This is a genomic window from Klebsiella michiganensis, from assembly GCA_000963575.1.
Classification (GTDB): Bacteria; Pseudomonadota; Gammaproteobacteria; order Enterobacterales; family Enterobacteriaceae; genus Cedecea; species Cedecea michiganensis_A.
The window spans coordinates 610277-632300 of the sequence record CP011077.1; the positions used below are offsets into that span (position 1 = coordinate 610277).

Annotated in this window: 19 protein-coding genes; 15 read left to right on the forward strand and 4 right to left on the reverse strand. The window is 55.5% G+C overall.

Annotated features, from left to right (window positions below; translation table 11 throughout):
• The first annotated feature begins 87 nt into the window (after window positions 1-87).
• From prfC to VW41_03005, 10 genes are all read left to right on the forward strand, one after another.
• Entirely contained in the window at window positions 88-1677 is a 1590-nt protein-coding gene (prfC, locus tag VW41_02960) for a peptide chain release factor 3 (GenBank protein AJZ88076.1), read from the forward strand.
• Window positions 1678-1992: 315 nt separating this feature from the next.
• The gene (locus VW41_02965) at window positions 1993-2604 is read left to right on the forward strand and encodes a periplasmic protein (GenBank protein ID AJZ88077.1); all 612 of its coding nucleotides are present in this window, start codon (window positions 1993-1995) and stop codon (window positions 2602-2604) included.
• Window positions 2605-3021: 417 nt separating this feature from the next.
• Complete coding sequence (locus VW41_02970) at window positions 3022-4095, forward strand: hypothetical protein (protein ID AJZ88078.1); 1074 nt, start codon at window positions 3022-3024, stop codon at window positions 4093-4095.
• Complete coding sequence (locus VW41_02975; protein ID AJZ88079.1) at window positions 4092-4868, forward strand: deoxyribonuclease YjjV; 777 nt, start codon at window positions 4092-4094, stop codon at window positions 4866-4868. Before VW41_02970 ends, VW41_02975 begins: the two co-directional genes overlap by 4 nt.
• A 171-nt stretch (window positions 4869-5039) precedes the next feature.
• Window positions 5040-6317: a nucleoside transporter NupC gene (locus VW41_02980; GenBank protein AJZ88080.1), complete on the forward strand. Its 1278-nt coding sequence runs from the start codon at window positions 5040-5042 to the stop codon at window positions 6315-6317.
• Window positions 6318-6662: 345 nt separating this feature from the next.
• Window positions 6663-7442, forward strand: coding sequence for a deoxyribose-phosphate aldolase (locus tag VW41_02985; protein ID AJZ88081.1), 780 nt, complete (start codon window positions 6663-6665; stop codon window positions 7440-7442).
• Window positions 7443-7619: 177 nt separating this feature from the next.
• Complete coding sequence (locus VW41_02990) at window positions 7620-8942, forward strand: thymidine phosphorylase (protein ID AJZ88082.1); 1323 nt, start codon at window positions 7620-7622, stop codon at window positions 8940-8942.
• Between the two features lie 52 nt (window positions 8943-8994).
• Window positions 8995-10218, forward strand: a complete 1224-nt coding sequence (locus VW41_02995; protein ID AJZ88083.1) for a phosphopentomutase — start codon at window positions 8995-8997, stop codon at window positions 10216-10218.
• 59 nt (window positions 10219-10277) lie between these two features.
• Window positions 10278-10997: a purine nucleoside phosphorylase gene (gene deoD, locus VW41_03000; protein ID AJZ88084.1), complete on the forward strand. Its 720-nt coding sequence runs from the start codon at window positions 10278-10280 to the stop codon at window positions 10995-10997.
• A gap of 128 nt (window positions 10998-11125) precedes the next feature.
• Window positions 11126-11362 (forward strand): hypothetical protein, encoded by a 237-nt coding sequence (locus VW41_03005; protein AJZ88085.1) that lies wholly within the window; start codon window positions 11126-11128, stop codon window positions 11360-11362.
• Here VW41_03005 and lplA read toward each other — a convergent pair.
• Window positions 11359-12375, reverse strand: coding sequence for a lipoate--protein ligase (gene lplA, locus VW41_03010; protein ID AJZ88086.1), 1017 nt, complete (start codon window positions 12373-12375; stop codon window positions 11359-11361). The genes VW41_03005 and lplA overlap by 4 nt on opposite strands.
• A gap of 74 nt (window positions 12376-12449) precedes the next feature.
• Window positions 12450-13085, reverse strand: coding sequence for a hypothetical protein (locus VW41_03015; GenBank protein ID AJZ88087.1), 636 nt, complete (start codon window positions 13083-13085; stop codon window positions 12450-12452).
• Window positions 13086-13289: 204 nt separating this feature from the next.
• Here VW41_03015 and serB point away from each other — a divergent pair, with 204 nt between their 5' ends.
• The 3 genes from serB to VW41_03030 are packed head-to-tail and all read left to right on the forward strand — an operon-like array spanning window position 13290 to window position 16943.
• Complete coding sequence (serB, locus tag VW41_03020) at window positions 13290-14267, forward strand: phosphoserine phosphatase (protein ID AJZ88088.1); 978 nt, start codon at window positions 13290-13292, stop codon at window positions 14265-14267.
• Window positions 14268-14281: 14 nt separating this feature from the next.
• A complete protein-coding gene (locus VW41_03025; GenBank protein AJZ88089.1) occupies window positions 14282-15664 on the forward strand; it encodes a DNA repair protein RadA in 1383 nt (460 codons plus the stop codon).
• Between the two features lie 46 nt (window positions 15665-15710).
• On the forward strand, window positions 15711-16943 hold the full coding sequence (locus VW41_03030) for a transcriptional regulator (protein ID AJZ88090.1): 1233 nt from the start codon (window positions 15711-15713) through the stop codon (window positions 16941-16943).
• A gap of 283 nt (window positions 16944-17226) precedes the next feature.
• On the opposite strand, the gene VW41_03035 is transcribed toward VW41_03030, so the two are convergent.
• On the reverse strand, window positions 17227-18894 hold the full coding sequence (locus VW41_03035; protein AJZ88091.1) for an ABC transporter ATP-binding protein: 1668 nt from the start codon (window positions 18892-18894) through the stop codon (window positions 17227-17229).
• A gap of 242 nt (window positions 18895-19136) precedes the next feature.
• Here VW41_03035 and VW41_03040 point away from each other — a divergent pair, with 242 nt between their 5' ends.
• Window positions 19137-21071, forward strand: a complete 1935-nt coding sequence (locus tag VW41_03040; GenBank protein ID AJZ88092.1) for a lytic murein transglycosylase — start codon at window positions 19137-19139, stop codon at window positions 21069-21071.
• Between the two features lie 55 nt (window positions 21072-21126).
• Complete coding sequence (locus VW41_03045; protein AJZ88093.1) at window positions 21127-21465, forward strand: Trp operon repressor; 339 nt, start codon at window positions 21127-21129, stop codon at window positions 21463-21465.
• On the opposite strand, the gene yjjX is transcribed toward VW41_03045, so the two are convergent.
• Complete coding sequence (yjjX, locus tag VW41_03050) at window positions 21462-21989, reverse strand: inositol monophosphatase (GenBank protein AJZ88094.1); 528 nt, start codon at window positions 21987-21989, stop codon at window positions 21462-21464. The genes VW41_03045 and yjjX overlap by 4 nt on opposite strands.
• Window positions 21990-22024 lie beyond the last annotated feature (35 nt).

The window sequence follows — 22024 nt, forward strand, 5'->3', positions numbered from 1 at the left end:
AACCCGCAATGATGGGTAAAATAGCCGCCAAATAACGTTCACTCGCCGCGTGGCTCAAGGCCGCGCGCACTTACAGAAGATGTAATTATGACTTTGTCTCCTTATTTGCAAGAGGTGGCTAAACGCCGCACTTTTGCCATTATTTCTCACCCGGATGCCGGTAAAACGACCATCACCGAAAAGGTACTGCTGTTCGGACAGGCGATCCAGACCGCCGGGACGGTAAAAGGCCGTGGCTCAAGTCAGCACGCTAAATCCGACTGGATGGAGATGGAAAAACAGCGTGGGATCTCGATCACCACCTCGGTGATGCAGTTCCCGTATCGCGACAGCCTGGTAAACCTGCTGGATACCCCGGGACACGAAGACTTCTCCGAAGATACCTACCGTACCCTGACAGCCGTTGACTGCTGCCTGATGGTTATCGATGCCGCAAAAGGGGTAGAAGATCGTACCCGTAAGTTGATGGAAGTCACCCGTCTGCGTGACACGCCGATCATCACCTTTATGAACAAACTGGACCGCGATATTCGCGATCCGATGGAAGTACTGGATGAAGTTGAGCGCGAGCTGAAGATCGGCTGTGCGCCAATCACCTGGCCAATCGGCTGCGGCAAGCTGTTCAAAGGGGTTTACCATCTTTATAAAGATGAAACCTACCTCTATCAGACCGGTAAAGGCCACACGATCCAGGAAGTGCGCATCGTGAAAGGGCTGAACAGCCCGGAACTCGACGCTGCGGTGGGGGAAGATCTCGCTCAGCAGCTGCGCGACGAGCTGGAACTGGTGCAGGGCGCTTCCAACGAATTCGATCACGAGCTGTTCCTGGCCGGTGAAATTACCCCGGTATTCTTCGGGACCGCGCTGGGTAACTTCGGCGTTGACCACATGCTGGATGGCCTGGTGGAGTGGGCGCCGGCCCCGATGCCGCGTAAAACCGACACTCGTCTGGTGGAAGCTGCGGACGAGAAGTTCACCGGTTTCGTCTTTAAGATCCAGGCCAACATGGACCCGAAACACCGTGACCGCGTCGCTTTTATGCGCGTCGTGTCCGGTAAGTATGAAAAGGGCATGAAGCTGCGCCAGGTACGTATCGGCAAAGACGTCATTATTTCTGACGCACTGACCTTTATGGCCGGGGATCGTTCTCACGTGGAAGAAGCTTATCCGGGCGATATTATCGGCCTGCACAACCACGGCACGATTCAGATAGGCGACACCTTTACCCAGGGTGAGATGATGAAGTTCACCGGCATTCCGAACTTCGCCCCGGAACTGTTCCGCCGCATTCGTCTGCGCGATCCGCTTAAGCAGAAGCAGTTGCTTAAAGGCCTGGTTCAGCTGTCTGAAGAAGGTGCCGTGCAGGTGTTCCGTCCTATTGCCAACAACGATCTTATCGTTGGCGCGGTCGGGGTTCTGCAGTTCGACGTGGTCGTTGCTCGCCTGAAAAGCGAATACAACGTGGAAGCGATTTACGAATCGGTCAACGTGGCGACGGCGCGTTGGGTTGAAGGGAACGACGTTAAGAAGTTTGAAGAATTCAAACGCAAAAACGAAGTTCAGCTGGCGCTGGATGGCGGCGACAACCTGACCTATATCGCACCAACGATGGTAAACCTGAACATTACTCAGGAACGTTACCCTGACGTTACCTTCCGTAAAACGCGCGAGCATTAATTGTCAGTCAGAGCGCGGCGTTCGCCGCGCTCTTCTCACTTTCCCTGTCTTTTGAATCCCTTGCAGAATCCTCTTAATTTCCTGCTAATCCTGCGTCATTGCTGCTTTTTCCATCAACACGTCATGCACTTTTATGATTGTGATCTATATTTAACAAAGTGATGACATTTTTATTGGACGAAAGCTCCGGGAATTAATCATTTTCTGGTGTCTTGTTAGCGTTTCCTCAGGTCATCTCAATATTAATAGCTGATTTTTTCAGCTTACGGGAAACGAGAAAGCTCAAATGATGAGCAAACCTACAGGAATTAATCGATGACTACGACTAAGATTTCAAAAACTCTGCTGGCGGTTGTGTTGGGTTCTGTACTGGCAAGCACCAGCGCCTTTGCCGAAGACACTCTGCTCAATAAAACGGAATCCACCGCTGATAGCGCAGGGAAAAAAATCGATAGCTCAATGACTAAAGTCGGTAATTTCATGGACGACAGCGGCATCACAGCGAAAGTTAAAGCAGCACTGGTTGACGATAAAAACATCAAAAGTACCGACATTTCGGTCAAAACCGACAATAAAGTGGTCACCCTGAGCGGTTTTGTCGAGAGCCAGGCGCAGGCCGAGCAGGCTGTCGCCACGGCGAAAAAAGTGGAAGGCGTGACCTCGGTTAGCGACAAACTTCACGTTCGCGACGCTAAAACGCAGTCGGTGAAAGGTTATGCCGGTGATGCGGCCACAACCAGCGAGATCAAAGCGAAATTATTGGCCGACAGCATTGTGCCGTCCCGCCATGTAAAAGTGGAAACCACGGACGGAGTGGTTCAGCTGTCCGGTGAGGTGAAGTCCGCCGCCCAGTCTGAGAAGGCTGAAAGCATTGCCAAAGCTGTCGAAGGCGTAAAAAGCGTTAAAAACGATCTGAAAGTGAAGTAAAGCAGCACCCGAAATGGCTTCCTGGACTCGTGCCGGGAAGCGATAAGCACCACCCTTATACATTATCGCCTGCGGGTGAGCCATTCGGCGCTCGTGAAGAAGCGATAAGATTCACTATGGTTAAGGAGAGTCTATGTTTCGTTGGGGCATTATTTTTCTGGTTATAGCTTTGATCGCTGCGGCCCTGGGCTTCGGTGGTCTGGCGGGTACCGCAGCAGGTGCTGCAAAAATCGTCTTTATTGTCGGGATCATTCTGTTCCTGGTCAGCCTGTTTATGGGGCGCAGACGTCCTTAGCAACAGTCATTAAGTAACATGCCGATACAAAAGCCAGTCCCCGTGACTGGCTTTCGCCGTTTTACTTAGCGCGCTATGGGTATAGGGTAGAAACTCATAACAACAGAATTCAGGAAAGCAGGGTGGGAAATCGTATACCCGTTACGCTCGGCAATATTGCGCCGCTGGCGAGCAAACCTTTTCGTCCTGGAAAACTCGCACTGATTTGTGAAGGGGGCGGGCAGCGCGGGATCTTTACGGCCGGGGTTCTGGACGAATTTATGCGCGCGGAATTCAACCCCTTTGATCTGTTTCTGGGCACCTCAGCCGGGGCGCAGAACCTCTCAGCCTACGTTTGCAATCAGCCGGGATACGCGCGCCGCGTCATTACGCGCTTCACCACGACGAGGGACTTCTTCAATCCGCTACGCTTTGCGCGTGGAGGTCACCTGATCGATCTCGACTGGCTGATTGAGTCGACCTCGGCCAGATTGCCCCTGTCGATGTCCAGTGCTGACCCGCTGTTTGAGCAGGGAAAAGAGTTCTTTATGTGTGCCTGCCGCAGCGATAACTATGCGGCGAATTATTTTTCGCCGACCGCGGATAGCTGGCTTAATTTGCTGAAAGCCTCCAGCGCCATTCCCGGTTTTTACCGCTCAGGCGTGGACATTGACGGCGTCAGCTATCAGGACGGGGGCATCAGCGATGCGGTACCGGTGCGGGAAGCGGTCAATCGCGGGGCGGATACGCTGGTAGTCATTCGCACCGTACCTTCACAGATGTACTACACGCCGCAGTGGTTCAAACATATGGAGCGCTGGTTGGGTGACAGCAGCCTACAGCCGCTTTTGAACCTGGTGCAGCATCACGAAGAAAGCTACCGTGAGATCCAAAGTTTCATTGAGAAGCCGCCCGGTAAACTTCGAATCTTCGAGATTTATCCGCCGAAAGCGCTGCTAAGCAGCGCGCTGGGCAGCCGCTTGCCCTCGCTGACGGCGGATTATCAAACGGGGCGCTTGTGCGGGCGCTATTTCCTGGCCACCATTGGCAAGCTGCTGGTGGCGAAGCCACCGTTAAGGCGTCATCTGCCGCGTATTAATACGCCTGGCCCATTGGTCATTTCTCCCACGGCGGCGGCAAACGAATCGCTGGTTAAGCCGATAGATCCTGGCCTGCAGGCGAATGATGCCGCGTTTGATAATGAGGATCTTGCGTGAGTTTTACGTTCTACGACACCCATTGCCACTTTGATTTTCCTCCCTTTACCGGGGATGAAGAGCACAGTCTCGCGCTGGCCGCTGAGGCCGGGGTGCGTAAAATCATCGTGCCCGCAATAGAAGCCGGACGTTTTAATCGCGTACTCGCGCTTGCGCAGAAGCACCCGGCGCTTTATGCCGCCCTCGGTATGCATCCGATTGTGATTGAAAAGCATGATGAAGCGGGGCTTACCGCGTTAGAGGATCTTTTGCGGCAAAAACCGGCGAAGCTTATCGCCATCGGGGAGATTGGGCTGGATCTTTATCGCGAAGATCCGCAGTTCGACAGGCAGGAATTTATCCTCGGCGAGCAGCTAAAGCTGGCGAAGCGTTACGATCTGCCGGTGCTGCTTCACTCCCGTCGTACCCACGACAAGTTGGCGCTGCACCTGAAGCGCCATAATTTACCCAGAACCGGCGTGGTGCACGGTTTTGCCGGTAGCTTGCAGCAGGCGGAACGTTTTATAGCGATGGGCTATCGGATTGGCGTCGGCGGCACCATCACCTATCCGCGAGCCAGCAAAACCCGGGATGTGATGGCCCGTCTGCCGCTTTCATCGCTGTTGCTGGAAACCGATGCGCCGGATATGCCGCTGAACGGCTGGCAGGGGCAGCCCAACCGCCCGGAACGCGCGGCGAAGGTCTTCGACACGCTGTGTGAATTACGCCCCGAGCCAGCAGAAATCATTGCTAATGCCTTGAAAAACAACGCAGACGAATTATTCGCCTTCTAATGAGTCACGCTCAAAGTGTGACTTCCATCACCTTGCTATGTAAATGTTTCTATACATTTCGTCCTATACGTGATTGCTCCGGCACTTTTCCCATGCCTGTGGTTATAATCCGCGCGCTAAAAAGGGGCTGCTAAAGCCCGAATCTTTCCAGTTGATACACAGGGATACTGTATGCAAATACTCATGGGATTGATCGGCATGGTGGCATTGCTGCTGATCGCCGTTTTACTCTCCAGCAACCGCAAGGCGATCAACCTGCGCACAGTCATTGGCGCGTGGCTTATCCAGATCGGTATCGGGGCGCTGATCCTTTACGTTCCCGTCGGGCGTAAAGTCCTGCTCGCGATGTCTGAAGGGGTGGCGAACGTCATCGCCTACGGCAACTCAGGGATTTCCTTCCTGTTTGGCGGGCTGGTTTCTGACAAAATGTTTGAAGTCTTTGGCGGCGGCGGCTTTATCTTCGCGCTGCGAGTACTGCCGATCATCGTCTTCTTCTCCTCGCTTATTGCCGTGCTTTACTACCTCGGCGTGATGCAGTTAGTGATCCGCATCCTCGGCGGCGGTTTACGCAAGGTGCTAAAAACTTCGCGTACCGAATCCTTGTCAGCAACCGCGAATATCTTCGTCGGGCAAACTGAAGCCCCGCTTGTGGTTCGGCCTTACATCTCGACCATGACCCGTTCTGAACTGTTTGCCGTGATGTGCGGTGGCCTTGCCTCCGTGGCGGGCTCCGTGCTGGCGGGTTATGCACAAATGGGCGTGCCGCTGGAATACCTGATAGCCGCGTCATTTATGGCCGCGCCGGGCGGGCTGCTGTTTGCCAAGATCATGCTGCCTGAGACAGAAACGCCGAACGACACGCCGGAGCTGGAGTCGATGAAAAACGATCCCGACCGCCCGGCTAACGTTCTGGATGCGGCGGCGTCTGGCGCAGCCTCAGGGATGCAGCTGGCGCTGAATGTCGGGGCGATGCTGCTGGCGTTTGTTGCGCTAATTGCCTTGCTGAACGGTATGCTTTCCGGCATCGGGGGCTGGTTCAACTATCCGCAACTTTCGCTGGAATTGATGCTCGGCTGGGTGTTCTCACCGGTAGCCTGGCTGATTGGCGTGCCGTGGAGTGAGGCGACAGTAGCCGGATCGTTTATCGGCCAGAAGCTGATCATCAACGAGTTTGTCGCCTACCTGAACTTCGGCGCTTACCTGAAGGATGATGCCGAAGTGGCTGCGGCGGGCCTGCAGGTGCTTTCTGGCCATACTAAGGCGATTATCTCCTTCGCACTGTGTGGATTTGCTAACCTTTCTTCTATCGCCATTCTGATCGGCGGCCTGGGCAGCATGGCGCCAAACCGTCGGCATGATGTGGCTCAACTGGGCATGAAGGCCGTGGCGGCGGGGACGCTGTCCAACCTGATGAGTGCCACTATCGCCGGGCTTTTCCTGGCGCTGTAATCTGCAACAGAAATGTTATAATAATAACATTAAGCGGTAACCGATGGCTGGCGCCCTGCCAGCCATTTTCTTGCTTCCCGGCGCAATTTAGCGCGTTATTTTGTTTCTTTAATCACATATACTCTATGAAATCTTGCAATTCCCGCTTTGGCTTTTGTGAGGCGAGACACAAAATTGCATCGGTGGTGAGTGTTAGAATTCTAACATTGCAACCGGCAATGTGCGGTGAGAAGGATCTCAATGTGAGGGGAACCCTGGTGACCACTCTTCTTCAAGGAACCAAGTCCGCTCCAACGTGTTGAGTTTCCAGGCCGGAGACTTATTTACCTTTTGTTGGAGAGCGTTATGACCGATTTAACCCAAAGCAGCCTGCGTGCACTGAAACTGATGGATCTGACTACCCTGAACGAGGATGACACTAATGAGAAAGTCATCGCTCTGTGTCATCAGGCGAAAACGGCCGTCGGTAACACCGCTGCAATCTGTATCTACCCGCGTTTTATCCCAATTGCCCGTAAAACCCTGAAAGAGCAGGGTACGCCGGACATCCGCATTGCGACCGTTACTAACTTCCCGCACGGTAACGACGATATCGACATCGCGCTGGCAGAAACCCGCGCCGCTATCGCTTACGGCGCAGATGAAGTGGACGTGGTCTTTCCATACCGTGCGCTGATTGCCGGTAACGAGCAGGTAGGTTTCGACCTGGTGAAAGCGTGTAAAGACGCCTGCGCCAGCGCTAACGTACTGCTGAAAGTGATCATCGAAACCGGAGAGCTGAAAACCGAAGAACTGATCCGTAAAGCTTCTGCCATCGCGATCAAAGCCGGGGCCGACTTCATCAAAACCTCGACCGGTAAAGTACCTGTTAACGCCACGCCGGAAAGCGCTCGCATCATGATGGAAGTGATCCGCGACATGGGCGTGGAAAAAACCGTAGGCTTCAAACCGGCCGGTGGCGTTCGTTCTGCTGAAGATGCTGCGCAGTTCCTCGCTATCGCGGACGATCTGTTCGGTGCCGATTGGGCCGACTCCCGCCATTACCGCTTTGGGGCGTCCAGCCTGTTAGCCAGCCTGCTGAAAGCGCTGGGCCACGGCGACGGTAAAAGCGCCAGCAGCTACTGATTACTCGTCATACTTCAAGCCGCAGGTGCGTAAGCTGCACTCCCTCACCCCAAGGGGCCAGTGCAAGCGTGGTTCAAAACGCTAAGCGTTTTGTCCTGCGACTCGAATTATCCTGAGTATTCTTTCTTTGCGGCGGGTTTTCCGCCGCCTTTCACCCGCATTTCTTAGGGGGTTGCCGTGTTTCTCGCACAAGAAATTATTCGTAAAAAACGTGATGGCCTGGTACTGAGCGACGAAGAGATTCGTTTCTTTATCAACGGGATTCGCGATAACACTGTCTCTGAAGGGCAAATTGCTGCCCTGGCGATGACCATTTTCTTCCACGACATGACCATGCCGGAAAGGGTGTCGCTGACGATGGCGATGCGGGATTCCGGCACCGTGCTGGACTGGAAAAGCCTTAATCTCAATGGGCCGATTGTAGATAAACACTCCACCGGCGGCGTGGGTGATGTCACTTCGCTAATGCTTGGCCCAATGGTGGCGGCCTGCGGTGGCTATGTGCCGATGATTTCAGGCCGTGGCCTGGGGCACACCGGCGGGACGCTGGACAAGCTGGAGGCGATTCCGGGCTTCGATATCTTCCCGGACGACAATGGCTTCCGGGACATTATTAAGAACGTCGGGGTGGCTATCATCGGCCAGACCAGCTCGCTGGCACCGGCGGACAAACGTTTTTATGCCACCCGCGACATTACCGCGACGGTGGATTCCATTCCGCTTATCACGGCTTCCATTCTGGCGAAAAAACTGGCCGAGGGGCTGGACGCGCTGGTGATGGACGTGAAAGTAGGCAGCGGCGCATTTATGCCGACTTACGAGCTTTCAGCACAGTTGGCAGAGGCTATCGTTGGCGTTTCCAACGGCGCGGGCGTGAAGACCACCGCACTGCTGACTGATATGAACCAGGTACTGGCTTCCAGCGCGGGCAACGCGGTAGAAGTTCGCGAAGCGGTGCAGTTCCTGACGGGGGAATACCGTAACCCACGTCTGTTTGATGTGACGATGGCGCTGTGCGTGGAAATGCTGATTTCCGGCAAGCTTGCTAAAGACGAAACGGAAGCCCGCGCGAAGCTTCAGGCCGGGCTGGACAACGGCAAGGCAGCCGAAGTATTTGGCCGCATGGTTGCCGCACAGAAAGGCCCGAGTGACTTCGTTGAAAATTATGCGAAGTACCTGCCGACGGCAATGCTGAGCAAAGCGGTGTATGCCGAAACGTCCGGTTTTGTTTCCGCGATGGATACCCGCGCGCTGGGCATGGCGGTGGTGTCGATGGGCGGCGGTCGTCGCCAGGCTTCCGACACTATTGATTACAGCGTCGGCTTTACCGATATGGCGCGTCTGGGGGAATCAATCGACGGCGAACGTCCGCTGGCGGTGATCCACGCGAAAGACGAAGCCAGCTGGCAGGACGCGGCGAAGGCGGTGAAAGCGGCAATCAGGATTGACGAAAAAGCACCGCAGGAAACACCAACGGTCTATCGCCGAATCACTGAATAACGGTATACTGATCTGATCCCTATTTTATAGAGCACAAGGTACGGAGAATAATATGAAACGTGCGTTTATTATGGTGCTGGACTCGTTCGGCATCGGTGCTACCGAAGACGCAGAGCGCTTCGGAGATGTCGGCTCTGATACCCTCGGTCACATCGCGGAGGCTTGTGCCAAAGGCGAAGCTGACAAAGGCCGTAAAGGTCCCCTGAACCTGCCTAACCTGACTCGTCTTGGGCTGGTCAAAGCTCATGAAGGCTCCACTGGCAAAGTGGCCGCAGGTATGGACGGTAACGCAGAAGTTATCGGTGCCTACGGCTGGGCACACGAACTTTCTTCCGGCAAAGACACCCCGTCTGGCCACTGGGAAATCGCCGGCGTGCCGGTTCTGTTCGACTGGGGCTACTTCAGCGACCACGAAAACAGCTTCCCTCAGGAACTGCTGGACAAACTGGTCAAGCGTGCCAACCTGCCGGGCTACCTCGGCAACTGCCACTCTTCCGGGACCGTGATTCTGGACGAGCTGGGCGAAGAGCACATGAAAACCGGGAAACCGATTTTCTATACCTCCGCTGACTCCGTGTTCCAGATTGCCTGCCATGAAGAAACCTACGGCCTGGATAAGCTTTATGAGCTGTGCGAAATCGCCCGTGAAGAGCTGACCGAAGGTGGCTACAACATTGGCCGCGTTATCGCGCGTCCGTTTGTGGGTGATAAAGCCGGCAACTTCCAGCGTACCGGCAACCGTCACGATTTAGCGGTTGAACCGCCTGCCGCCACCGTGCTGCAGAAGCTGGTTGACGAGAAAAACGGCCAGGTAGTTTCCGTGGGTAAAATTGCGGACATCTACGCCAACTGCGGTATCACCAAAAAAGTGAAGGCAACCGGCCTGGATGCATTGTTCGACGCGACCATCAAAGAGATGAAAGAAGCCGGCGACGAGACTATCGTGTTCACCAACTTCGTAGACTTTGACTCCTCCTGGGGCCATCGCCGCGACGTGGCAGGCTACGCGGGCGGCCTTGAGCTGTTCGACCGCCGCCTGCCGGAGCTAATGTCGCTGCTGAAAGAGGACGACATTCTGATCCTCACCGCGGACCACGGCTGTGACCCGACCTGGCAAGGTACCGACCATACTCGCGAGCACATTCCGGTGCTGATTTACGGCCCGAAAGTGAAAGCCGGTTCTCTCGGCCACCGCGAAACCTTCGCCGACATCGGCCAGACGGTAGCGAAGTACTTCGGTCTTTCCGACATGGACTACGGCAAAAACATGCTGTGATCCCTTTGGGCGGGCGTTTGCCCGCCCGATTGCTAACTTTTTAAATCAAGGAATACACAATGGCTACGCCACACATTAACGCAGAAATGGGCGATTTCGCTGACGTAGTACTGATGCCGGGTGACCCGCTGCGCGCTAAGCACATCGCGGAAACCTTCCTGGAAGACGTGCGTGAAGTGAACAACGTGCGCGGCATGCTCGGTTTCACCGGGACTTATAAAGGCCGCAAGATCTCCGTTATGGGTCACGGCATGGGCATCCCATCCTGCTCCATCTACGCGAAAGAGCTGATCACCGACTTCGGCGTGAAGAAAATCATTCGCGTGGGTTCCTGCGGCGCGGTTCGTGCAGACGTTAAGCTGCGCGACGTGGTTATCGGTATGGGCGCATGTACTGACTCTAAAGTTAACCGTCTGCGCTTCAAGGATCACGACTTCGCGGCTATCGCGGACTTCGATATGGTTCGCAATGCGGTTGATGCGGCAAAAGCGCTGGGCGTTGACGCTCGCGTGGGCAACATCTTCTCTGCAGACCTGTTCTATACGCCAGATCCGTCCATGTTCGACGTGATGGAAAAATACGGCATTCTGGGTGTGGAAATGGAAGCCGCCGGCATCTACGGCGTTGCCGCTGAGTTCGGTGCAAAGGCGCTGACTATCTGCACCGTGTCTGACCACATCCGTACTCACGAGCAGACCACCGCCGCTGAGCGTCAGACCACCTTCAACGACATGATCAAAATTGCTCTGGAATCCGTCCTGCTGGGCGACAAAGAGTAAGTTTTTCTTCTCGTTTAAAAGGCGCCTGAGGGCGCCTTTTTTATGGCGAGTATCTATTCATTTTATTTCTCATCTTAAGTAAATAGCCTTTGTCCGACCACCCGCTCGAGCTAACGCCGGTCTACGATATGCTGCCGATGGCGTGGGCACCGGGCAGTTCGGGCAATATGCGGGCAGGTTGCATTGAGATTAATATTGATGCCGACGTCCCCGGCGAAGCGTGGCTCGAGGTGCAGCCATGGGCGCAGCGCTATTGGTGCGAGCTTAGCCTTAATTTGATGCTGAGCGAGCCATTCCGGCAAATTGCGGCGGGAATGGCTGAGCAAGTAGGCCTGTTAAGCGAGCGGCTCAGGCGGCTGGCCTAACGTACCGCCTGAGCAATCCAGGCTGAGAGTTCCCGCAGTTCGGCTTCCTGTTCCGGGAAGCTGTAAATCAGCGTTTCACACTCCTGCTGCAGCAAAATACTGCGGTACAGGCAGCCTTTTAGCCGTGTGGCCAGCGCCTCAAGCGGGGCAGGGTTCAGGCTATCGGTGAAGACCTGTGCCCGGGTGATATGGCCTTTCTCGACGTCAAAATGCAGCTCAACGCCACCCCAGCTAAAGCGGTTGTCCAGCAGATGTGTAAAGGCCGGAGCCTGACCAAAATTCCACTCCCAACTGCTCTGGCGGGCGAATGTATCGGCAAAACCCGGGAGGTCAGGCAGCGCTTCGGGAGAAATATGCTCTGCTTCAACGCGCTCGCCATAATGGGCGAAAAACGCTTCCGTTATCGCCTCGGCTATCTGCTCGTGGGTCAGCCCAGGCTTGATATCACTGAGATTAGCGACCCTGCCTCTCACCGAGGTAATGCCCTTAGCCTGCAGTTTTTTCGGATCGGGATTGAGGTAGTTGGCCAGGCGGCTAAGATCGGCATTCAGCAGCAGGGTGCCGTGGTGGAATCCACGATCCATGGTTTCGCGGTAGGCGGAGCCGGAAATTTTACGCGTTCCCTCGGCGGTTTCGACTTCAAGATCGTTGCGCCCGGAAGCGGTGGCATTAAGGCCAAGGCTTTCCAGCGCGTTCAGCACGATAGCCGTGGAAATGCTCTTGTCGTATTCCGGCTTGCCGGCCATAAACGTGAAGCAGGTATTGCCGAGATCGTGGAACACCGCGCCACCGCCGCTGCTGCGCCTCGCCAGCCGGACGTTGTCCTGCTCCATACGCCCGGTATTACACTCCTTCCATGGATTCTGGGCGCGGCCAATCACCACCGTATCCGCATTACGCCACAGAAACAGAACCCGCTGAGTGGCGGGCATCTGCCGAAAAATAGTCTCTTCAACGGCGAGGTTAAACCACGGGTCGTAAGAGTCAGAGATAAGCAAACGCAAAGTCGACATAAACAAGATCCTTGTCCCAGAAGAAGGGCATCATCTTACCATGCGGTCAGCGCGGCGAATTTACCGCGGGAGCTTTACCTGGTGTCGTCTTCTTCTTTGACCTTCGTATTGGCGGTCAGCAGGAAAGGCGATTGCTGCCAGCGGGTACGTTTGCCGTGCAGCAGCGTTCGGGTCAGCACAATACCGATAGCGACGGCGAGGAGCAGCATCAGGCGTAGAATATTGGTGGTGTTGTCCACCTGCTTGGCTTCGGTGGCAAGGGTGTGGGTATCCAGGGTGATGCGCAGGTAGCCGATAGGCCCGCTTTTATCGGTGATAGGCTCGACGATTTGCTGATTGAAGTAGCTGCCGGCTTTTTTGCCGTCCAACGCCAGGCGATCGCGAACCTCTATGTTTTCCCCCGCCCGCGCAATTTGGTCGCCTTCGCTGTCGTACACGGCGGCATCCAGAATACGGCTATCCTTAGTCAAAAGGTTAAGCACGGTTGAGATGCGTTTTTCATCCGGGTTCTCAGTTTTCATTACCGGAACCAGATTAAACGCGACCTGGCGGGAGAGAGTACGGGCCAGCTCTTCCAGTTGAACGTTTCGCGCCTGCTGACTGCCCCGGCTGAACCAGGATGCGCCCTGCATTAGCGCCACCAAAAGTGCGAGGCAGAACAGCACAATCACTGCGCGGTGGAGCCGAAATTTAAATTTTACCCGAACCATGATGCACCTTTGGAAAATTGCGTACTTTAATGTTGCCAGAAGCAAGGCGGACAAGGTAGCCTCATGCGTTGTTTTTACCCGGATACCCTGCATCCTTCAAAGGGCAGAAGCTCAGGCTTTACGCCTGCGTGAGGAGAATGATCCCTTGCCATCAGCCCGCTAACCGACTGCGAAAGGGTATGTTTACTTGATTCTGGAGCCGCAATGCCAAACAGTTTGACCTGGTGCGATTTGCCTAACGATGTTTCACTTTGGCCTGGGTTGCCGCTTTCCCTGAGCGGCGACGAAGTGATGCCGCTGGACTACCGCGCCGGCCGCAGTGGCTGGCTCCTGTACGGGCGTAGCCTGGATAAGCAATGCCTGACCAAATATCAGCGCAAGCTGGGTGCGGCGATGGTGATTGTGACCGCCTGGTGCGTGGAAGATTACCAGGTTATTCGCCTGGCCGGTTCTTTAACACCGCGCGCGACCAAGCTTGCCCATGAAGCCGGGCTGGACGTGGCGCCGCTGGGCAAGATCCCTCATTTAAAAACGCCTGGGCTGCTGGTCATGGACATGGACTCCACCGCCATTCAGATCGAGTGCATCGATGAGATTGCCAAACTGGCTGGAACCGGTGAAATGGTGGCCGAAGTCACCGAACGTGCAATGCGCGGCGAGCTGGACTTTACCGCCAGCCTGCGTCAGCGCGTGGCAACCCTGAAGGGTGCGGATGCTAATATTCTGCGCCAGGTTCGCGATGAGCTACCGCTGATGCCGGGGCTAAAATCTCTGGTACAAAACCTGGATACGCTGGGCTGGAAAGTCGCGATTGCCTCAGGCGGGTTTACCTTCTTCGCCGAATACCTGCGCGATACATTGAATCTGACGGCGGTTGTCGCCAACGAACTCGAGATTTGCGACGGCAAGCTGACCGGCGAAGTGCTGGGGCAGATTGTAGATGCGAAGTTCAAAGCGGTCACCCTGAAGCGGCTGGCTGAAAAATATGAAATCCCCGCCGCGCAGACGGTTGCTATTGGCGACGGGGCCAATGACTTACCAATGATCCATGCCGCAGGCCTGGGCATTGCCTATCATGCTAAGCCGAAGGTGAATGAGAAGAGTGAAGTCAGTATCCGTCATGCGGATCTGATGGGCGTGTTCTGTATTCTGTCCGGCAGCCTGATTCAGGAAGAACGTTAACAAGAGGTATAAAGGTGGCGAAAGCTCCAAAACGCGCATTTGTTTGTAACGAGTGTGGTGCGGATTACCCGCGCTGGCAGGGGCAGTGCAGCGCCTGCCACGCGTGGAATACCATTACCGAAGTGCGCATCGCCGCTTCTCCACAGGTTGCCCGCAACGAACGCCTTTCCGGCTATGCCGGAAGCGCGGGCGTCAGCCGGGTACAAAAGCTTTCGGACATCAGCCTCGAAGAGCTGCCGCGCTTCTCCACCGGTTTTAAAGAGTTCGACCGTGTGTTGGGCGGCGGTGTAGTACCGGGCAGTGCCATTCTGATTGGTGGTAACCCGGGGGCCGGGAAATCAACGCTGCTGCTGCAAACGCTTTGCAAGCTGAGCGAACAAATGAAAACCCTGTACGTCACCGGTGAAGAGTCACTTCAGCAGGTGGCGATGCGCGCGCACCGCCTGGGCTTGCCGACGCAAAACCTGAATATGCTGTCGGAAACCAGCATCGAGCAGATCTGTATGATCGCCGAGGAAGAACAGCCGAAGCTGATGGTGATCGACTCGATCCAGGTGATGCACATGGCGGATGTACAGTCTTCGCCGGGCAGCGTGGCGCAGGTGCGTGAAACTGCAGCCTACCTGACGCGCTTTGCGAAGACGAAAGGCGTGGCAATCGTGATGGTGGGGCACGTCACTAAAGACGGCTCTCTGGCGGGGCCAAAAGTCCTTGAGCACTGTATCGACTGTTCAGTCATGCTCGACGGTGATGCTGATTCCCGTTTCCGCACTCTGCGCAGCCATAAAAACCGCTTTGGGGCGGTGAACGAGCTGGGTGTGTTCGCGATGACCGAGCAGGGGCTGCGCGAAGTCAGCAACCCGTCAGCTATCTTCCTGAGCCGGGGCGATGAAGTGACGCCGGGCAGCTCGGTGATGGTAGTCTGGGAAGGGACGCGCCCGCTGCTGGTTGAAATTCAGGCGCTGGTGGATCAGTCAATGATGTCCAATCCACGCCGCGTGGCCGTTGGCCTGGAGCAAAACCGTCTGGCGATTTTGCTGGCGGTACTGCACCGTCACGGTGGCCTGCAGATGGCCGATCAGGACGTGTTTGTGAACGTGGTTGGTGGCGTGAAAGTGACCGAAACCAGTGCCGACCTGGCGCTGCTGTTAGCGATGGTTTCCAGCCTGCGCGACAGAGCCTTGCCGCAGGATTTAGTGGTGTTTGGTGAAGTCGGGCTGGCGGGTGAAATTCGCCCGGTACCCAGCGGCCAGGAGCGTATTTCCGAAGCGGCTAAACACGGCTTTAAGCGCGCGATTGTGCCGCAGGCCAACGTACCGAAAAAAGTTCCTGAAGGGATGCAGGTCTTCGGCGTGAAAAAACTTGCTGATGCGCTTTCTGTATTCGACGACTTATAATTGAGTAACTTGCGGGAACCGTTCCCGCTCCGGCAGGAGGCAGCGCGTGTCGTCATTCGACTATATTAAAACGGCTATTCGTCAGCAGGGCTGTACTTTACAGCAGGTGGCGGACGCCAGCGGCATGACTAAAGGCTACCTGAGCCAGTTACTGAACGCGAAAATCAAAAGCCCAAGCGCGCAGAAGCTTGAAGCGCTGCACCGTTTCCTTGGGCTGGAATTTCCGCGTCGTGAAAAGAAAGTCGGCGTGGTGTTCGGCAAGTTTTATCCGCTGCATACCGGGCATATCTACTTGATCCAGCGCGCCTGTAGCCAGGTGGACGAGCTGCATATCATCATGGGCTACGATGAGCCCCGTGACCGCGCGTTATTCGACGATAGCGCGATGTCCCAGCAACCAACCACCGGAGACCGCCTGCGTTGGCTGCTGCAGACCTTCAAGTACCAGAAGAATATCCGCATCCACTCCTTTAATGAGGAGGGGATGGAGCCTTATCCGCACGGCTGGGACGTCTGGAGCCGGGGGATTAAGGCGTTTATGGACAGCAAAGGTATTTCCCCTGACCGGATCTACACCTCGGAAGAAGGGGACGCCGCGAAGTTCACTGAGCACCTCGGGATCGAAACGGTGGTTGTCGATCCGAAGCGAACCTTCATGAACATCAGCGGCACCCAAATCCGTGAAAACCCGTTCCGCTACTGGGAATACATTCCTACCGAGGTAAAACCGTTCTTCGTGCGCACGGTGGCAATACTCGGGGGTGAGTCGAGCGGCAAATCCTGGATGGTGAACAAGCTCGCCAACATCTTCAACACCACCAGTGCCTGGGAGTACGGGCGGGATTACGTCTTTTCTCATCTTGGCGGGGACGAAATGGCGCTGCAGTATTCTGACTACGACAAAATTGCCATCGGCCACGCGCAGTACGTCGACTTTGCGGTGAAGTACGCCAATAAAGTGGCGTTTATCGACACCGACTTTGTGACCACTCAGGCATTCTGCAAGAAATATGAAGGCCGGGAGCACCCGTTTGTACAGGCGCTGATCGACGAATACCGATTTGACCTGGTTATTTTGCTGGAAAACAATACGCCGTGGGTGGCGGACGGTTTACGCAGCCTCGGCAGCGACGTGGACAGAAAATCGTTCCAGAACCTGCTGGTGGAGATGCTCACGGAGAACAACATCGAGTTTATTCACGTTGAGGAGTCAGACTATGACTCACGTTTCTTGCGCTGCGTGGATCTGGTGAAAGAGATGATGGGCGAGCAGCGATAAAGAATGGGCTGTGGGGCTTGATGCCCTCAGTCCTGTGCTCTCGTTTGAGGCTGTCGATTAGTCTCGAATTCCTACGGTTATGCAGGAGTGGTTTTGATTCCGTTCACTCGTACATTTGTTACCCCTGCATGTTCAGAGCACAGTGACTGCATATAAAACAGGGCTGGAAGTGAACGGAACCTCTGCCGGGCCTGGCATAATTTCGGGTATTTGTAATTAAGAAACGGCTCCCATGAAGAGGGTGCCAGGCATAAAAAAGGCACCGTGAAGGTGCCTTTCGCATTTACTTGGTGACGCGCTTGTACTTGATGCGTTTTGGCTCCAGGGCATCTGAGCCAAGGGTACGCTTCTTGTACTCTTCGTATTCGGTGAAGTTACCTTCGAAGAATTCGACTTTACCTTCATCCTGGTAGTCCAGAATGTGGGTAGCGATACGGTCCAGGAACCAGCGGTCGTGCGAGATAACCATTGCGCAGCCCGGGAACTCCAGCAGGGCGTTTTCCAGCGCGCGCAGGGTTTCGATATCCAGGTCGTTGGTTGGTTCATCGAGCAGCAGAACGTTGCCGCCTACCTGCAGCAGCTTCGCCAGGTGCAGACGACCGCGCTCACCACCGGACAATTCGCCCACGCGTTTGCCCTGGTCGACGCCTTTAAAGTTAAAGCGGCCCACGTAGGCACGGCTTGGCATTTCGGTATTACCGATACGCATAATATCCTGGCCGCCGGAGACTTCTTCCCACACGGTTTTGCTGTTATCCATGGCGTCGCGGAACTGGTCAACGGAGGCCAGTTTCACGGTTTCACCCAGGGTTATAGAACCGCTATCAGGCTGTTCCTGGCCGGACATCATGCGGAACAGGGTGGATTTACCCGCGCCGTTCGGACCGATAATGCCGACGATGGCACCTTTTGGTACGGAGAAGCTCAGATCGTCAATCAGCAGGCGGTCGCCGTAAGATTTGCGCAGGTTGCTTACTTCCACCACTTTATCCCCCAGGCGTGCGCCAGGTGGAATAAACAGTTCGTTGGTTTCGTTACGTTTCTGGTATTCGGTGTTGTTCAGCTCTTCGAAGCGCGCCAGACGGGCTTTGCCCTTAGACTGACGGCCCTTAGCCCCCTGACGAACCCACTCCAGCTCTTTCTCAATGGATTTACGGCGAGCCGCTTCCGTTGAGGCTTCTTGTGCCAGACGCTGATCTTTCTGCTCCAGCCAGGAGGAGTAGTTACCTTCCCATGGAATACCTTCCCCACGGTCAAGTTCGAGGATCCAGCCGGCGACGTTGTCGAGGAAGTAACGGTCGTGGGTGATAGCCACAACGGTGCCTTCGAAGTCGTGCAGGAAGCGTTCCAGCCATGCCACGGATTCTGCATCCAGGTGGTTAGTTGGTTCGTCGAGCAGCAGCATGTCTGGTTTTTCCAGCAGCAGGCGGCACAGCGCAACGCGGCGGCGCTCCCCCCCGGACAGCTTCTCGATTTTTGCATCCCAGTCTGGCAGGCGCAGGGCATCAGCGGCGCGCTCCAGCTGCACGTTCAGGTTATGACCGTCGTGCGCCTGGATAATCTCTTCATACTTGCCTTGCTGTGCGGCCAGCTTATCAAAGTCCGCGTCCGGCTCGGCGTATTTGGCGTAGACTTCGTCCAGGCCTTTCAGGGCGTTGACCACTTCGGAAACCGCTTCTTCTACGGACTCACGTACGGTGTGTTCCGGATTCAGCTTAGGTTCCTGCGGCAGATAGCCGATCTTAATGCCAGGTTGAGGGCGGGCTTCACCTTCGATATCGGTATCGATGCCGGCCATGATGCGCAGCAGGGTGGATTTACCGGCACCGTTCAGACCCAGCACGCCGATTTTGGCGCCAGGGAAGAAGCTGAGCGAAATATTTTTCAGAATATGTCGTTTCGGCGGGACAACTTTGCCGACACGATGCATGGTATAAACGAATTGAGCCACAGTGCGACTTTGCCTCTTTTATCGTGATGTAAGATGGTACATAACAAAGGCGAAGTGTAGCGGTTTTCACGGTCTAATCCCAGCGGGGTATCGTGCTTCTGCCGCGCAGGGCGCCTTTATACGTTTAATGACCAAAATATACCTTCCTGACATGGCGTATTGTGTCTCCCCTGGTTAGCATGAATGCATTCGCTTTTTGCAGCGCAGGCATGATGCCGTCAGGAAAATAATGAGGAGAAGGTGTGGTAAAAGCCAAACAAGTCGTATGGCAGTTGCTTGCCGCGGGCGTTAGCCTGGTGATGTTAAACGGCGCAGTACGTGCGGACTCTCTCGATGAGCAGCGCAACCGCTACGCGCAAATTAAACAGGCCTGGGATAACAAGCAAATGGACGTGGTGCAGCAGTTGATGCCCACGCTGCAAACCTATCCTCTTTATCCTTACCTCGAATACCGCCAGCTCACCGACGACCTGATGAACGAGCCGGCCGTTGCAGTGGCCCAGTTTATCCAGGCGAACCCAACCCTGCCTCCGGCGCGTACCTTAAGCTCCCGGTTTGTTAACGAGCTGGCAAGGCGTCAGGACTGGCGTGGTCTGCTGGCCTTTAGCCCTGAGCCACCCGCCACTAACGAAGCAAAATGTAATTACTATTTTGCCAAGTGGAATACCGGGCAGGCGGATGCCGCCTGGGCCGGAGCGAAAGAACTGTGGCTGACGGGAAAGAGCCAGCCGTCGAGTTGTGATGCGCTGTTCTCCGCGTGGCGAGCTTCCGGCACGCAGGATCCTCTGGCTTATCTCGAACGCATCCGTCTGGCGATGAAAGAGGGGAATACCTCGCTGGTGAACGCGCTTGCGAACCAGATGCCAGCGGAATATCAGACCATCTCCAGCGCCCTTGTCAGCCTGCAAAATAATCCCGGCACAGTGCTGACCTTTGCCAATACGGTAGGGGCCACGGACTTCACCCGCCAGGCGGCGGCTATCGCCTTTGCAAGCGTCGCCCGGCAGGATGTAGAAAATGCTCGCCTGATGATCCCGTCCCTGGCCCAGGCGCAGAAACTTACCGAGGAGCAGGTGCAGGAATTGCGTGACGTTGTGGCCTGGCGATTGATGGGCAGCGACGTGACGGATGAACAGGCCCGCTGGCGGGATGACGCTATTATGCGTTCCCAGTCCACCTCGTTGATTGAACGGCGTGTGCGTATGGCGCTGGGCGCCGGCGATCGCACGGGATTGAACACCTGGCTGGCGCGTTTGCCGATGGAAGCCAAAGAGAAAGACGAATGGCGCTACTGGCAGGCTGATTTACTGCTGGAGCGGGGACGCGAAGACGAAGCGAAAGGGATCCTGCGTACTCTGATGCAGCAGCGTGGTTTCTACCCGATGGTCGCCGCACAGCGGCTTGGGGAAGAGTATCCTCTGCGCGTGGATAAAGCTGAGCCCGTGAACCCGGCGCTGGTGCAGGGGCCTGAAATGGCGCGTGTCCGCGAGCTGATGTACTGGAACATGGACAACACCGCGCGAAGCGAATGGGCAAATCTGGTCACCAGCCGCAGCAAGCAGGAGCAGGCCGGGCTGGCGCGCTATGCTTTTGAGCAGGACTGGTGGGATCTTAGCGTGCAGGCAACCATTGCCGGCAAGCTTTGGGATAACCTGGAAGAGCGCTTCCCGCTAGCTTATAAAGGCACCTTTGCCCGCTATGTTAGCGGCAAAACTGTTCCGCAAAGCTATGCGATGGCGATTGCCCGTCAGGAAAGCGCCTGGAACCCGAAAGTGCGTTCCCCGGTGGGGGCAAGCGGGCTGATGCAGATCATGCCGGGTACCGCCACCCATACCGTGAAGATGTTCAGTATTCCAGGCTACAGCAGCCCGGTGCAGCTTCTGGATCCTGACACCAACATCAATATCGGCACTAGCTACCTGCAGTATGTATTCCAGCAGTTCGAAAATAACCGTATTTTTGCTTCCGCCGCCTATAACGCCGGGCCGGGACGCGTGCGGACCTGGCTTGGGAACAGCGCGGGGCGGATTGATGCCATTGCATTCGTGGAAAGTATTCCGTTCTCAGAAACGCGTGGCTATGTGAAAAACGTGCTGGCCTACGATGCCTATTACCGCTATTTCATGGGGCAGCCTGACAAAATTCTGTCGGACAGCGAGTGGCAGCGGCGTTACTGATTGCGCGGAGAGTATGTTATGCTGCCGTACTAGTTAAAGAGTATGGTGGCCTGACATGACTCAGCTCTCTCAGTATTCGGCGGAACAGGCCGAACAAAGTAATAAAGAGTGGCTCCGCTTTGTGGGGCTATTGCAGCAAGCTTTTGGGCAGGAGCTTCACATGCCTCTGCTGACGCTGCTATTGACGCCGGATGAACGTACTGCGTTAGGCACGCGGGTACGGATAATCGAAGAGTTATTGCGCGGTGAGCTTAGCCAGCGTGAGCTGAAAAATGAACTGGGCGCGGGTATCGCAACCATTACCCGTGGTTCTAACAGCCTGAAAGCCGCGCCGACTGAGCTACGGGCATGGCTTGAAAAAGAGCTGCTGCAAAGTGGCAGCTCAAACCGCTAAATAGGTTCCCGGCGGTAAATCTCGTTATGAAACGGGCTTAACGCCAGAATCACCGCCTGATGGTAAACGCTGCTACGCGTGAGCTTTCCGGCGGTGAACACCCCAATGGCACCCTCTTTACGACCAATCTTATCGATACCCGTATAGTCCGACATCACCGGCCCCAGAGCGTTTCCGGCGCTAACTTTCTGCAGAATAATTTCTGGGAGCGGTAGAGTGGCCGAACGGGCTTCGCCGCGCTGGTGGCGATTTTCGATCACTACCCAGCTGAAGGTGCTACCTTCGTCGATACCGGCCTCAATGGCGACCCAAAAGTCGGCATCTGGTCTGATCTCCCGGGCATTAGCAACCCTGCATCGTGCGCCACTTCGCGTTTCCTGATTGCCGAAGGGCTGCTCCGGCACGCCACTATCGACGACCACGGGCTCAATATGGCAGGATCCTTCACCATAAATCTCGCTAAACGCCTGCAGAATCGCCTGAATTTTGGCGGGATTGGTTGTTGCAGCTACGACATGGTTCATAATAAGTCAGAACTCTCGATATTTCGTGACCGGAG